General features: G+C 61.0%; 11 protein-coding genes. 8 read left to right on the top strand and 3 right to left on the bottom strand.

The annotated features are described in order from the left end of the window. The first annotated feature begins 13 nt into the window (after positions 1-13). From phoR to V3390_RS09895, 6 genes are all read left to right on the top strand, one after another. On the top strand, positions 14-1,378 hold the full coding sequence (gene phoR / locus V3390_RS09870) for a phosphate regulon sensor histidine kinase PhoR (RefSeq protein ID WP_331704286.1): 1,365 nt from the start codon (positions 14-16) through the stop codon (positions 1,376-1,378). Continuing rightward, entirely contained in the window at positions 1,375-3,450 is a 2,076-nt protein-coding gene (gene ppk1 / locus V3390_RS09875; protein WP_331704287.1) for a polyphosphate kinase 1, read from the top strand. Before phoR ends, ppk1 begins: the two co-directional genes overlap by 4 nt. A gap of 32 nt (positions 3,451-3,482) precedes the next feature. Then, entirely contained in the window at positions 3,483-5,012 is a 1,530-nt protein-coding gene (ppx, locus tag V3390_RS09880) for an exopolyphosphatase (RefSeq protein ID WP_331704288.1), read from the top strand. A gap of 95 nt (positions 5,013-5,107) precedes the next feature. Continuing rightward, on the top strand, positions 5,108-6,277 hold the full coding sequence (locus V3390_RS09885) for a glycosyltransferase family 4 protein (RefSeq protein ID WP_331704289.1): 1,170 nt from the start codon (positions 5,108-5,110) through the stop codon (positions 6,275-6,277). Next, positions 6,255-6,803: a phosphatase PAP2 family protein gene (locus V3390_RS09890; protein ID WP_425493051.1), complete on the top strand. Its 549-nt coding sequence runs from the start codon at positions 6,255-6,257 to the stop codon at positions 6,801-6,803. Before V3390_RS09885 ends, V3390_RS09890 begins: the two co-directional genes overlap by 23 nt. Positions 6,804-6,820: 17 nt before the next feature. Then, a complete protein-coding gene (locus V3390_RS09895; protein WP_331689865.1) occupies positions 6,821-7,684 on the top strand; it encodes a 23S rRNA (adenine(2030)-N(6))-methyltransferase RlmJ in 864 nt (287 codons plus the stop codon). Here V3390_RS09895 and V3390_RS09900 read toward each other — a convergent pair. Next, complete coding sequence (locus V3390_RS09900; RefSeq protein WP_331704291.1) at positions 7,659-8,582, bottom strand: cation diffusion facilitator family transporter; 924 nt, start codon at positions 8,580-8,582, stop codon at positions 7,659-7,661. The genes V3390_RS09895 and V3390_RS09900 overlap by 26 nt on opposite strands. An 87-nt stretch (positions 8,583-8,669) precedes the next feature. Between V3390_RS09900 and mfd the strand changes: the two genes are divergently transcribed. Together mfd and V3390_RS09910 are read left to right on the top strand one after the other, a co-directional pair. Next, positions 8,670-12,134 carry a transcription-repair coupling factor gene (gene mfd, locus V3390_RS09905; protein WP_331704292.1) on the top strand — a complete coding sequence of 1,155 codons (3,465 nt, stop codon included), beginning with the start codon at positions 8,670-8,672 and terminating at the stop codon, positions 12,132-12,134. After that, a complete protein-coding gene (locus V3390_RS09910; RefSeq protein WP_331704293.1) occupies positions 12,131-12,523 on the top strand; it encodes a hypothetical protein in 393 nt (130 codons plus the stop codon). The genes mfd and V3390_RS09910 overlap by 4 nt, the downstream gene beginning before the upstream one ends. 32 nt (positions 12,524-12,555) lie before the next feature. Here the strand turns inward: V3390_RS09910 and rlmKL are convergent, their stop codons facing one another. After that, positions 12,556-14,709 (bottom strand): bifunctional 23S rRNA (guanine(2069)-N(7))-methyltransferase RlmK/23S rRNA (guanine(2445)-N(2))-methyltransferase RlmL, encoded by a 2,154-nt coding sequence (gene rlmKL, locus V3390_RS09915; protein ID WP_331704294.1) that lies wholly within the window; start codon positions 14,707-14,709, stop codon positions 12,556-12,558. Next, positions 14,706-15,242, bottom strand: coding sequence for an alpha/beta fold hydrolase (locus V3390_RS09920; protein ID WP_331689860.1), 537 nt, complete (start codon positions 15,240-15,242; stop codon positions 14,706-14,708). Before V3390_RS09920 ends, rlmKL begins: the two co-directional genes overlap by 4 nt. Positions 15,243-15,278 lie beyond the last annotated feature (36 nt).

Consider the following 15,278-nt stretch of genomic DNA (forward strand, 5'->3'; position numbering starts at 1 on the left):
CGGGTCGACTTTAATGCCTATCCGTTTGCGCCTGGCCTGGAATCGTACGCTGCTGGAGCTGGCTCTGCTGGTGGTGGTGGCAACCGCCGTGGGCTATGCCGTCGGCTATCCGTGGCAGGCGCTGTCCGTCTCATTGCTCGGCGTCATCCTGTGGCATTACTGGCGACTGCGCGCGTTGCTGACCCGCCTGAGTGCTCGTCGCCGCGTGCCACCCAAAGTGCGCGAGGGCATCTGGCACGAACTGGATCGCATGCTGTATCGCGGCCAATCCGAAACCCGTCACGGCAAGAAGCGTCTGGTACAGATGCTGCGCGCCTATCGGGCAACCGGTGCAGCCCTGCCCGACGCACTGCTGATTGTCGATCGCAAGACGCAACAGCTGATCTGGTTCAATCAGGCCGCACAACCGCTACTGGGTTTGCGCTATCCCGAGGACATTGACCACAACGTCACGACCTCACTCCCATCTCTACCCCTGCGGCAAATGCTCGAAGAAGGCACTGCGAGTGAGCCGCGCGAAGTGCGATCGCCGGTAAATTCCGACATGACATTGAGCATTCGTCTGATTCCCTACTCCAAGGATCTGTGGATGCTGGTGGCGCGCGATGTCAGCCGACTGGTCCGTCTCGAGGAAATGCGCCGGGATTTTGTAGCCAACGTCTCGCACGAACTGCGCACGCCACTGACCGTGATACACGGCTATCTGGACATGCTCGATGCCGAAGACTATCCCGACCTCGCCCCGGTGCTGGCCGAGATGAGCCGCCAGTCAGATCGCATGAGCAATCTGGTTGAGGATCTGCTGACCCTGTCCCGCCTCGAGGCCCAAGGCATCACAATTGAGCGCAATCGTGTGGATATGCACGGAATGCTCAACACCTTACGGGCCGATGCCGAGGGCCTGAGCCAAGGTCGTCACACCATTCTGGTCGAAGGCCTGACCGACGTCGACGTGCTTGGCTCGGCGCAGGAACTGCATTCTGCATTCTCGAACCTGGTCAGCAATGCGATTCGCTATACACCGACTGATGGTCGCATTATCGTGCGCTGGTATCGTACCGGCGACGGTGGCGCTGTGCTTAGCGTCGCGGATACCGGTTTCGGCATTCCCCCCAGTCATTTGCCGCGTCTGACCGAACGCTTTTACCGCGTTTCCAATTCGCGTTCACGCACTAGCGGCGGTACCGGCTTGGGTCTGGCCATCGCCAAGCACATTCTGAATCTGCACGATGCGCATCTGGAAATCAGTTCCGAAGTCGGACTCGGCAGCACGTTCTCGTGTATCTTCGGCCCCTCTTCGGTATTGGATGCTGCAACCCAACTCGCGCACCACACCCCCATGGACAACACGGCAGTCGTCGCCGACGGAACCTCATGAACAACCCTGCTCCCGCTGACATCGCCCCGCTCTTTGCCAATCGCGAGCTGTCGCAGATCAGCTTTAATGCCCGCGTCCTCGATCAGGCTCTGGACAAGCGCATCCCGCTGCTGGAACGCCTGCGATTCCTGTGCATTTCCTGCACCAATCTCGACGAATTCTTTGAGATCCGCGCCGGCAATCTGACCCGAAAGATCGGCATGGTTCAAGTGCCGGGTCCTGATGGCCGCACGCCGCAGGAGGTTCTGGATGCGGTGCACGACGAATCGGCCAAGCTCGTGCGTGCGCAGTACAGCTGCTGGCAGGACGTGCTCGCACCGGCTCTGGCTGCCGAGGGAATCCGTGTACTCAAATCGCGCGACTGGGATGCTGCCACGGCGGACTGGCTGCGCACCTATTTCAACGACGAAGTCATGCCGGTACTGTCGCCACTGGGTCTGGATCCGGCACATCCCTTCCCCAAGATTCTCAACAAGTCACTCAATCTGGTCGTACTGGTCGAGGGCCGCGATGCCTTCGGACGCGAAGGCGGTCTTGCGATTGTGCGGGCACCGCGTTCCCTGCCGCGCATTATCCGCATTCCGGAATCGGTGTCCGGCGGCAAGAGCGACTTTGTGTTTCTGTCGTCAATTCTGTCGCAGTATGTCAGTGACCTGTTCCCCGGCATGACGGTAAACGGTGCCTATCAGTTCCGCGTAACCCGCAACTCCGAACTGTTCGTTGACGAAGAAGAAGTCGAAGACATTGCGATTGCCCTGCGTGACGAACTGGCCCGCCGCGGCTACCTGCGCGCCGTACGTCTCGAGATCGACGAAGCGTGCCCGGACGAGATCGTCGGGACGCTGCTGGAGAATTTCGAGCTGACGGAAAATGCGGTGTACCGCATCAATGGTCCTGTAAATCTCAATCGCGTCTCGCAGGTAATTGATCTCGCGCAACGTCCGGACTTGCTGTACGGCGATTTCAATTCGCGCAAGATGGAGATCGGCGACGACCTGTTCCACCATGTGCGCGATCGCGACATTCTGCTGCACCACCCGTACGACTCGTTCTCGACGGTGATCGAGCTGCTGCGGCAGGCCTCCGTGGATCCCGATGTACTGGCGATCAAGCAGACGCTGTATCGCGCCGGCAAAGGCTCACCGATCGTTGATCATCTGATCCAGGCCGCACGTAACGGTAAGGATGTGACCGTCGTAGTCGAACTGCGCGCCCGCTTTGATGAAGAAGCGAACCTTGACTTTGCCGATCGTCTGCAGGAGGCCGGAGTACAGGTCGTCTACGGCGTCGTCGGCTATAAAACCCACGCAAAGATGATGCTGATCGTGCGCCGCGAAGCAAATCAGCTGCGTCGCTACGTGCATTTGGGAACCGGTAACTACCACTCCGGCACCGCCCGCGTGTACACCGACTTCGGACTTATCACTGCCAACCCGGATATTGGCCGCGATGTGCATCTGATATTCCAGCAGTTGTCGGGTCTGGCCCCGGCGATCCAGCTCCATCGTCTGCTGCAGTCGCCGTTCAGTCTGCACTCCGGGCTGATCGAGCGCATTGAACGCGAGGCCGAGCACGCCAGGGCCGGGCGTCCTGCGCGCCTTATCGCCAAGATGAATGCACTGAACGAGACGAAGGTCATTCGGGCGCTCTACGCTGCCTCACAAGCCGGGGTTCAGATCGATCTGATCGTTCGTGGTGCCTGCACACTGCAGCCCGGCATCCAAGGTATCTCCGAGAATATTCGCGTGCGTTCGATTGTCGGGCGGTTCCTGGAGCACCACCGCGTGTACTGGTTCCGGAACGATGGCGATTCGGAGATCTACTGCTCCTCCGCCGACTGGCTGGAGCGCAATCTGCTGCGGCGTGTGGAGACGGCCTTCCCTATTCTCGATCCGATTCTGGCCCGCCGCGTCTACGAGGAATCGCTCGAAAATTATCTGCGCGACAATCAGAACGCCTACGAGTTGCTGCCGGACGGCACCTATACCCGCGTCGAAGTCGAACCCGGCGAGCAACCGTTCTCAGCACAGATGTCCCTGCTGGCGCAGACCGCAGCAGGTCATTCCGCGTGACAGCAGGCGTGGCCGGCGTTTAGAATGCGCGAATGACCGCCACGTTGCATAGCGCAAGACTCCCTCTCAAGGACGGCGACCAGCTCGCCGCGATTGACCTCGGCTCCAACAGTTTCCACATGGTGGTGGCGCGCTACCAGATGGGTCAGCTGCAGCTGCTCGATCGCATTCGCGAGACGGTTCGCATGGCCGAGGGTCTGGATCGCAAAGGCAACCTTTCCGACGATGCGCGCCGCCGTGCTCTGGACTGCCTTGGTCGCTTTGGCCAACGGTTACGGGATATCCCTCCATCACAGGTCCGGGCAGTTGCCACCAACACGGTGCGCCGTCTGGCCGAACCTGCCGCATTTCTTGCCCGTGCGGAAAAAGCCTTAGGCCACCCTGTCGAAGTGATTGCCGGCCGCGAAGAAGCGCGCCTGGTCTATCTGGGTGTGGCTCATGCGCAGCCACCCAAAGACGGCCAGCTGCGGCTGGTAATGGACATTGGCGGTGGCTCGACGGAATGCATCATCGGTAACGGTTACGAGCCGCTCGAGCGCGAGTCGGTACAGCTGGGCTGTGTCGCTTCGACCAAACGTTTTTTCGCCAACGGCAAACTGTCGCGTAAAAAATACCGTGAAGCCCTCGATGATGTCGCCGCCGAATTCCAGCAGTTTGCAGGTGTCTACCGTGATCTGGGCTGGGAAGAAGCCATCGGCTCCTCCGGCACGATCAAGGCCATCGGCAAAATCTGCCAGAACATGAATCTCACCAAGGGCGCCATCACGGCTGATGCGCTGCCGGCGTTCCGTGATCGCCTGCTCCTCGCAGACAGCATCGATGAAATCGACTTGCCGGGCCTGAGTGATGACCGTCGTCCGGTGATTGCCGGCGGACTGCTGATTGTCGAAGCGGCCTTCCGCACTTTAGGTCTGCAGCGCATGATCGTCTCCAAGGCGGCCCTGCGCGAGGGCGTTCTGTACGACATGCTGGAACGCGGCAGCCACCAGGACCCGCGCGACGGCGCTGTGGATGCGCTGATGACCCGCTTTACCGTCGATCATGCGCAAGTCGAACGCGTGCAGGCCACTGTCCTGCGTTTATTTGATCAGGTCGCCGGCAGTTGGGGCCTGGACGCTGATGACCGCGTACTGCTCGAGCGCGCGGTGCGACTGCACGAGATTGGCCTGGGGATCGCGCACAGCGGCTACCACACGCACGGTGCATACGTGCTGGAGAATGCCGATATCGAGGGCTTCTCGCGCCAGCAGCAGCAGTTCCTTGCTAGTCTGGTCGCCACCCATCGCCGCAAGGTCGCCAAGAATGCCTTCGATGCGCTGCCCGATCGACTGGTCCCCGCTGCGCGTCGCTGCTCTGCTCTGCTGCGACTGGCCGTGCTGTTTCAGCGCGGACATACGGATACGGTGATTCCCCGCCTGGACCTGCGCGCCTCAGGCAACGTGTTGCACCTGCAGCTCGATGCCGGCTGGTACGCCGACCGGCCGCTACTGCGCTCGGACCTGACCGATGAAATCAAGGACATCGAAGCGCTAGGCATGCGACTCGAAATTACCGCGGTGTAAGAACACCGGCACCCTACCGTCACGGAACTGACACGCGACTGCCACGATCAGTTCATCTGCGCTTGCCAGGCTATGCTCATATGGAGTCCAAGCCGATGCGCTACGCACTGATCAGCGAAACCTATCCGCCCGAAATCAACGGCGTTGCCCTGACGGTGCAGAGCCTCGAGCAAGGTCTGCGTCAGCGCGGCCATGAAGTGCAGCTGATTCGCCCTAAACAGCGCGATGAAGCCGCCGCACTCGCCGAAAGCGTGACCCCTGCGGCGCATCTGCTGACGGTGCCGAGTTTGCCGGTGCCAAAGTATCCGCAGTTACGGTTCGGACTGCCTTCAACCGGTCGCCTTCTGAAACTGTGGAAGTTCGAGCGCCCCGATGCCGTCTACGTCGCGACCGAAGGCCCGCTGGGCTGGAGCGCATTGAAGGCGGCCAAGATCCTGGGCATCCCTGCAGTCACCGGCTTTCATACGCGGTTTGACGAATACATGCGCGATTACGGCGTCGGCTTTCTGCGTCCGGCTGCGGTCTCATGGATGCGGCGATTCCATAATCGCGCGGCCCGCACCTTGGTTCCGACTCGCGAGCTGCAACGTGAATTGCAGGAGCTAGGGTTCGAAGGCGTAGATTGCCTGCCACGCGCTGTCGACTGTAACCGCTTCACACCGCAACGTCGCGATGCGTCGCTGCGCACGCAATGGGGCTTGGGTCGCCACGATCTCGCTGTGGTCTATCTGGGCCGTATTGCTGCGGAAAAAAATCTTCAGTTGGCCATCAATGCGTTTCGCGCGCTGCAGATGCAACGTCCCGATGCGCGCTACATCTGGATAGGCGACGGCCCCAAGCGCGCCGAGATCGAAGCCGAAAATCCCGACTTTATCTTCACCGGTACCTTGCGCGGCACGGAGCTGGCGACGGCCTTGGCCAGTTGCGATCTGTTTGTCTTCCCCTCGCGCTCGGAAACCTTTGGCAACGTCACCCTCGAAGCGATGGCCAGCGGCGTTCCGACCATCGCGTTCGATTACGGTTCCGCGCATGAATTCCTGCGCCACCGCATTCACGGCGAAGTCCTGCCGGTTGATGACGAGAACGGCTTTACCGACGCCGTAGTGCGTCTGGGTCTGGATGACACACGGCGGCCGGCAATGGGGCTGGCCGCCCGACAAGCCATGGAAAAGCTGCGACCCGAACAGGTCGCTGCCGACCTGGATTCCATGTTGTGCGGTTTGGCCGTCCGAGGGGATCATGATGCAAAAATTGCATTGGCATAGCGGCTGGGTCCGTCGCGAACACGAATGGTGCGTGAGCGCCAACCGTGCCGGCTACCTCGAACGCTCACGCCGCTACTTTGCCACCGTCTCGCGTTGGGGCGATGGTCCGGCCTGGTACGGACTCATGGCGACGCTGTTTGTGTTTGGCGGCGGCCGCGGAGTCCAGGCTGCATTGCACATGGCAGTGTTGGGCGCCGTGTCACTGATTCTGTATAAAGTCCTGAAGCGCTGGACTCGTCGCCCGCGACCGTTCGCTGCCGATGGCCGCATTCAGGCCTGGGTCGCCCCGCTCGACGAATTCTCCTTCCCCTCCGGTCATACGCTGCACGCGGTGGGCTTTACGATCATTGCCTGCGCTTATTTCCCGCTGCTGGCGCTGATTCTGGTGCCGTTTTCGGTGAGCGTGGCCCTGTCCCGCGTCGTGCTCGGCCTGCATTACCCGTCCGATGTACTGGCTGCCACTGCCATCGGCATGAGCCTGGCATCGTTAACCTTGTGGCTGACTCCCGGGGTCACGCTGTTCTAAGCCCGTACAATGGGCCCATGAATTATCGCCACGCCTTTCACGCCGGCAACCATGCCGACGTTCTGAAACATCTGACTGTTGTCGGCCTGCTGCAGGCTTTGACGCAAAAAGACACACCCCTGTTCGCCGCTGACACGCACGCCGGCCGTGGCCTGTACAGCATGGTCAGCTCCAGCGCACAGAAAACCGGCGAGGCCGAGGATGGCATTGGCCGTTTACTGGCCGAAGCGCCTTCTGACCCGCTAATTCACGACTATTTGCAGGTGGTGCGCAATGCCCGCCAGCAGACCGGTGACATGACGGTATATCCGGGTTCGCCGTGGTTGCTCAGTCATCTCACGCGCCCCCAGGATCGGCTTGGCTTTGTGGAGCTGCACGATGAGGAAGCCGCAGTCCTGCAATCGAACTTTGCCGGCGACCGTCGCGTCACCGTGCGCCATGGCGATGGCTATACGGCCATGCGTGCCTTACTGCCGCCCCGTATCGGTACGGAACGCATCAATCGCGGCCTGGTGCTGATTGACCCGCCGTTTGAGAAACAGCTCGGCGAGTTCGACGACATCATCGCGGCCTTGCGCGATGCACTGGAGCGTTGGCCCTTGGGCTGCTTTGCCGTGTGGTATCCGATCAAGCTACAACGCTCGCTGCAACCCTTTATGCGGCGCTGCGAAGCGCTCCCGGCCCGCAACGTCTTACGTGCGGAACTGCTGGTACGGGCCGCCGATTCGCCGCTGCGCATGAACGGCAGCGGCATGGTCATCGTCAATGCGCCGTGGCAACTGGATACCCGGTTGCGCACGGCGCTAGCGAAACTGGCGCCGATTCTGGCCGATGGCCCGGGCGCCGATTCGCTGGTCAGTTGGGTCCGACAGCCGGCCTGATTTCCGGCTCAAAGAAGCTAAAGCGAATCTCACCGAACTGCGTCTTCATGGCGCGCTCGATGCGATTGATTTCGTCAGTCAGCTCCTGGGCGGTCTGCAAGCCCTGCATCTCGGCTTGCACGGAGACCATCGCTTCATTGCCCAGCTGCAGCGTGATCAGACTGATCACGTGTTTGATAGATGGCTGCTTTTCAATGAATGCGCGGATCTCGGCCTGGCGATACGGCTCGAGCGACTGACCGATCAGCATGGCTTTGACCTCACGCGCTACGAATACAGCCACCACGATCAGCAGGACGCCAATCATCAGCGTGCCGATGGCATCCCAGATCGGGTTGCCGGTGAACACGGACATCAGCACGGCAAACAGAGCAAAGATCAGACCCAGCAGGGCGGCCAGATCTTCGCCGAAGATAACGACGAGTTCAGCCTGACGGCTTTCGCGGAACCAGCGATAGATACTGCGGCCGTTGCGGGATTTGGTCACTTCCTGCAGACAGGCGCGCATCGAAATCGATTCGGCGATGATGGCGAACACCAGCACGCCGGCGGCCCACCACCACTGGCGCAGAGGCTCAGGATTCTGAAGCTTGTGGATGCCTTCGTACAGTGAATAGATGCCGCCGACGGTAAACAGCATCACTGCAACCAGAAACGACCAGAAATAGATTTCCTTGCCGTGGCCGAGCGGATATTCATCGGTCGGTGGAAGCGCGGATTTGCGCAGACCCAGTAGTAACAGCAACTGATTTCCGCAGTCCGCCAGCGAGTGAACCGTTTCTGCCAGCATCGCGGTCGAGCCGGTCACGAAGGCGGCTACGCCCTTGGCCACTGCAATTGCAAAGTTTGCACCCAAGGCGAAAATAATCGCCCGCTTGGAATCACCACCACCGGCCATAGCATTCCCTCTGTCTTGAAATCGGAAAGTGCTTATTCTAACTTGCAGCGGGCGGTTGCCCGATCTCCCTTGTTAAAATAAGCGGCTATGCCATCGCTTCCTCTGCCTCCGCTGCCGCAAAAGGGCCACAAAAGGGCCCTGTGGCGCACCCCCGCGACTCGCACCGGCCTGGCTCTAGAGTTTCTGCAGGCTGCCGGGAGCCTGGATCGTCCGGTTCTGGTGGTCGCCCGTGACAGTGCGCATGCGCATCAGCTTGAGGCCGACTTACTGGCCCTCAGCAATCCCGATCGCGGCGCAAACCTGCCCATTCTGGCCTTTCCCGATTGGGAAACCCTGCCCTACGACGTGTTCAGTCCGCACCCGCAGGTGGTCTCGCAGCGATTAGCGGTTCTGCGCGAGTTGCCGAATCTTTCCCGCGGCATCGTCATCGCCCCGGTACAGACCTTATTGCAGCGGATTGCACCGCCATCGTTTTTGGCGGGCGGCAGTTTCGATTTGCGTCACGGCCAACGCCTGAGTCTGGAGGCTGAACGTCTGCGTCTCGAGGCCGCGGGCTATCGCACGGTACCGCAGGTGATGGACCCGGGTGATTTTGCCGTACGCGGTGGTCTGCTCGATGTCTACCCGATGGGGACCGAGCAACCGTTCCGTATTGAGCTGCTCGATGACGAGATCGATTCGATCCGTCACTTTGATCCCGAGTCACAGCGCTCGCTCGACAGACTCGAGACACTGCAGATCCTGCCCGGCCGTGAGATTCCGCTCGATGATCTGAATCGCCGCCGTGTGCTCGATCGCCTGCGTGACCGCTTCGACATTGATACGCGACGATCGGCGCTCTATCGCGATCTGCGCGATGGTCATGCGCCCGCCGGCATCGAATACTATCTGCCGCTGTTTTTCGAGCAGACCGCGTCGCTACTGGATTATTTTCCCGACGAGTGCCTGCCGGCCCTCGATGATGGCGTGTTCGCGCAAGCTGAGGCCTTCCTGCTGCAAGTGGCTTCGCGCTATGAGCAGCGCCGCCACGATGTCGAACGTCCGATTCTGCCGCCGGCAGATCTGTTCCATCCTCTGGATTCACTGCGGCAGCGATTAAACGCCCTGCAACGGATCGAAGTGATCGCCGACGGGGATCCGCTATGGGAGCAGGCCAAACCCCTCGATGTGACGGCAGCGCCTGATCTCGCCATCGGCAATCGCGAAGGCCGGACCGGCGATGCCCTGCGCTCCTTTCTCGCCAGCTACCCGGGTCGCGTGCTGATTGCTGCCGACAGTGCCGGTCGCCGTGAGACACTGCTCGATATTCTGCACAGTGCCGACCTGTCGCCGGCCACGGTCAATGACTGGTCGTCCTGGCAAGCGGGCAATGACCGGTTTGCACTCACCGTGTTGCCGATCGAAGACGGTTTTTCGATCCGCCAACCGGCCATCACCGTTCTCACTGAGCGCCAGCTGTTTCCCGATCGCATTACACCGATCCGTCGTCGTGGCAAGCGGGTCCGCGATCCCGAGGGACTGATCCGTGACCTCGGTGAGCTCGAACCCGGCGCGCCCATCGTGCACGAAGATCATGGCGTCGGTCGCTATCGCGGACTGACCGTTCTCGAAGCCGGCGGTGTTCGCGGTGAGTTTCTGGAGATCGAGTACGCCAAGGGCGACCGCCTGTATGTGCCGGTCACTCAGCTGCATCTGATCAACCGTTACTCGGGTGCCTCGCCGGAGACAGCGCCGCTGCATAGCCTGGGGGGCGAACAATGGACCAAGGCACGCCGCAAGGCCGCTGAAAAAGTCCGTGACGTCGCTGCCGAGCTGCTGGCTATTCAAGCCAAGCGTCACGCGCGCGAAGGCTTGTCCATGCCCGTTGACAGAGCCATGTACGAAACCTTTGCGGCCGGCTTCGCCTTCGAAGAAACACCGGACCAGCATGCCGCCATTCAAGCGGTGTTGCGCGATCTGGATTCGTCCCAGCCCATGGACCGTGTAGTGTGTGGCGATGTCGGCTTTGGCAAGACCGAGGTTGCGGTGCGCGCTGCATTTGCCGCCGCTTCGGCGGGGCGCCAGGTCGCACTGCTGGTGCCGACAACGCTGCTGGCCGAACAGCACTTTGAGAATCTGCAGGATCGCCTTGCCGACTGGCCGATCAAGGTCGAAGTGCTCTCCCGCTTCAAGTCTGCCAAGGAAACCAAAGAAGCGCTGGCCCGCGTGGAAAACGGCAGCGTGGACATCATTGTCGGCACCCACAAACTGCTGTCGCCCGACGTGCGCTTCCGCAATCTGGGCCTGGTCATTGTGGACGAGGAGCAACGCTTTGGTGTGCGCCAGAAAGAGGCATTGAAAGCCCTGCGCGCCAACGTGCATCTGCTGACGCTAACGGCCACGCCGATTCCGCGCACGCTCAACATGGCCATGGCCGGCCTGCGCGATCTGTCGATCATTGCGACGCCACCGGCCAATCGCATGGCCGTGCAGACCACCATCGCCCACTGGGATGATGAGTTACTGCGCGATGCCTTCGCGCGTGAACTGGCGCGCGGCGGTCAGGTGTATTTTCTGCACAACGATGTCGAGAGCATCGGTCGCATGCAGCGGCAATTGCAGGAACTGGTGCCCGAGGCACGTATCGGTGTGGCGCATGGCCAGATGCACGAGCGCGATCTCGAGCGGGTCATGGGTGACTTCCATCACCAGCGGCACAACGTGTTGCTGGCCACCACCATTATCGAATCCGGCATTGATATTCCCAACGCCAATACCATCGTAATCAATCGCGCCGATCGGTTTGGGTTGGCGCAGCTGCACCAGTTGCGCGGTCGGGTCGGTCGCTCGCATCATCGTGCGTTCGCCTATCTGCTGGTCCCGGAACAGCGTGCAATGACGGCCGATGCCCGCAAACGTCTGGATGCCATTGCCTCGATGGATGAACTGGGCGCCGGCTTTGCCCTCTCTACCCACGACCTGGAAATACGCGGTGCCGGTGAACTGCTCGGCGAGGATCAGTCGGGCCAGATGGCCGAAATCGGTTTCACGCTGTATACCGAGCTGCTGGAGCGTGCGGTGCAGTCGATTCGCAATGGCGAGCTGCCGGCCGACGACGTGCTGACTTCACGCAGCACCGATGTGGAACTGCATTCACCGGCGCTGATTCCGGAAACGTATGTCGCCGACGTGCATACGCGTCTGATGCTGTACAAGCGCATCAGCTCCGCTCGCGATGACGAGCAACTGCGTGAACTGCAGATCGAAATGATTGATCGCTTCGGTTTGCTGCCCGACCCTGTGCGCACACTGTTTCACGCACACGCGCTGCGTCGTCTCGCCGAGCCCATGGGCATCCGCAAGATCGACTGGGGCCCGAACGGCGGCCGCATTGTGTTCAGCGACAAACCCAACATTGACACCTTGTCGCTGATTCAATTAATGCAAAGCAAATCCGCGAATTTCCGGATGGAAGGATCCAACCAGCTTCGCATTACACTGGAAATCGAAGAGTTGCCGGCCCGCGTCGAATCCGCGACCGTGCTGTTGCAATCCCTGAGGGCTAAACCATGATCTCCATCCGTACTGCTACCGCGACCGCCGTTATGGCTGTATTGCTGTCGGCCTGCGCTACCGGCAATGCACCGGGCGTCCGCAAGGATCGCATCGTGACCCTGGGCAAGATGACCGTCCTGGGCTACACGCAGACTGCCGTGCTGCCCGACGGCTCGCGCCTGACCTACATCAGCACGACCAACGATTCACGCTGCAAGCCCAAGGTCCAATGCGTGTGGGCTGGCAAGGCCGATGCCAATTTCCGCTACGCACCGGTCAATGGTGCTGCGTATAACTTCAGCATGGAAATTCCGCGCGAGCTGCATCGCAAGGTCGGACGCTATGACATGGAACTGATTTCCATCGAGCCGTACGCGACACCACCGGCAGTGGTGATCTTCCGTTAAATAAAATGGCCGGCATCATGCCGGCCATTTTTTCAGTTGCGATGTGTCAGTCGCCAGCAGCGATGGATGCGGTGATTGCGCTCAAAGTCAGGATCCAGCGTCTCGGCCGTAATCTCTTCGCACTCGGCGAACAGGGCCACGGCTTCAGCATCGAGTTTGAAACGACGGAAATTGTTGGAGAACAGCAGCACCCCATCGCGACGCAGTCGGCGCATCGCCAGCTCGAGCAGCTCCACGTGACTGGTCTGGATGTCAAAGTCCCCTGCCCGTTTGGAGTTCGAGAACGTCGGCGGATCACAGAAGATCAGATCGTATTGCGACTTGTCCTCGGTTAGAAAACGCAGCGCATCGGCCTGGACCAGGCGATGTGCACGTCCGGTACAACCGTTGATGCGCAGATTGTCTGCCGCCCATTGCAGGTACGTGGCCGACAGATCAACCGAGGTCGTGCTGCGCGCACCACCGACGGCCGCCTGGACTGTCGCTGCACCCGTGTAGGCAAACAGGTTGAGCATGTCTTTGTCGTCGGCCGCACCGGCAATACCCGAACGGACCGGGCGATGATCAAGGAAGAGACCCGTATCCAGGTAATCAAACAGATTGACGCGTAGCAGGACCGAGCCCTCGCGAACTTCAAGGAACTCACCACGCCGATCCATCACGCCGTACTTGCTGCCGCCCTTGCCGCGCGAACGGGTCTTGACGGAGACGCGATCGCGACTCACCTCAAACACCTCGCGCACGGCCGACAGCAGGTCGCGCAAGCGCTGCTTCTGCACCGGCTCGGGAATTGTGGCCGGCGCCGCGTATTCCTGCACGTGCAGCCACAGTGAGCCGTCGTCGGCTTGCGTATAGACATCGACGGCGGCGGCGTATTCCGGCAGATCGGCATCGTAGATGCGATAGCAGGTGACGCCGCTACGTGCCAACCAGGACTTGAGCTTGCGACGGTTCTTGCGCAGACGGTTAGCCACCATTTGCGCTGACTCGTTCAGCGCCGCCGGAGCCTCAGTTTCACGCGCCGTCATCGGACGCAGATCGCGAACCACGATCAGGCTCGCCTCAATCGCGCCGTTAAAGAGCTGATAGACCTTATTGGCACGCAGGCCGGTCGCCTTGCCTAACTCCTCGCTGCCGCACAGGATGGCCGCGGTCCAGCCGGGCACCCGCTCCTGCAGTGCCGTACCGAGCGCCCGATACAGTGCCGGATCGGCTTGCAGTCGCGCATCGTAGGGAGGATTGCAAACCACGACGCCTTGCGCGGGAACCGGCGCATTGGCGGTGTCATCGTCAATAGCGCGTTGCCGCCATTCGATGACGCCATCCAGTTCCGCCAGCTCGGCATTGCGACGCGCATTGGTTAGCGCACGGGAATCCATGTCCTCGCCAATGAATTGAAGGCTCGGCAAGCGCTGCAGTCCGACCTGGCGGCGTTGCTCCGCATCGGCGACCACGGTCTTCCAATGTTTGCTGTCAAACTGCAGCCAACGGCTCGGTTCGACACCAAACGGATAGCGGCTCAGACCGGGCGCACTGTCAGCAGCCATGAGCGCGCCTTCGATCAGTATGGTTCCTGAGCCGCACATCGGATCCAGCAGACCGCTGCCTTCCTGCAATGCCATCTGCGGCCAGCCGGCACGCATCAGCATGGCCGCGGCTAAGGTTTCCTTTAACGGGGCCTCGCCCTGGTGCTGGCGCCAACCGCGACGGTGTAAGGGGCCGCCACCCATATCCACGGAAATGATGGCCACGCCTTTACGGATGACCAGATGCAGACGCACATCGGGTTCTTTCAGATCGACCGACGGTCGCTGATCGAACTCACGACGAATTGTGTCGACCACCGCGTCTTTGACGCGTTGTGCCGCGAACTGACTGTGCGTGATGCCGCTATCGGAGACGTGGGCATCGACTGCGATGCTGGCCGTGGGCGCCACATGCATCGGCCAGTCAATCGCGCTGGCACCTTCATACAAGGCCTTTTCATCGCGACAGGGAAAACTGTGCAGCGGCCACAACACGCGCGACGCAAGTCGCGAGTGCATGACGATCCGTTGCGCCTCGGCCTGAGTGCCCTCGACGGCGACACCGGCCATGGCGGCCTTCGCACCTTGGGCCCCGAGCGCGACACACTCATCGACCAGCAGGTATTCGAGCCCCTTGCCGCAGCTGACAAAAAAACTCATCGCAGCGACTGCAGAAATTGCCCGAAGGCTTGTGCCGAGGCCTGGACGTGGTCCGTCAGGCGATGCGTATCATTTACCAGTAGCAGACGTGCACGGCGCGGCGCGGCCCAGTCGATCACGTGTTGCACCGGAATCAGCTCGTCGCGCCACGGATGGACAATGGAGATGGGTACTGCGGCCGCATCCAGATGCAGCGAGGCATCCTGCAATTCGCGAAAGATCGGCGGAGCCATCAGGAACAGACCCGCCACGGGTGCCAGCAGGCTCTCCTGCGCGGAAATATAGGAGCCCAAGCTGGAACCCGCCAATACGACCGGACCATTCGGCAAGGCCGCGGCAATGCGCGCACGCAAATGTTCTCGGCGCGCCACGACGTTGCCCAGTGCGCTGACCTCGGACTGCGCATCATAGCCGGTGTAGTCCGGCCGCTCGTGCGTCCATCCTAAGGATTCGGCGACTTCGGCCAGGGCGGTGACTTTGGTGGCATCGGGTCCGCTTTCAAATCCGTGCGAGAGAATGCAATGGCCTTTCATGCGGCGCAGTTCGGTGTCTTCATGGCCATAATGCTA

Origin of the sequence: Aquilutibacter rugosus (assembly GCF_036541335.1) — a bacterium.
Classification (GTDB): domain Bacteria; phylum Pseudomonadota; class Gammaproteobacteria; order Xanthomonadales; family Xanthomonadaceae; genus Aquilutibacter; species Aquilutibacter rugosus.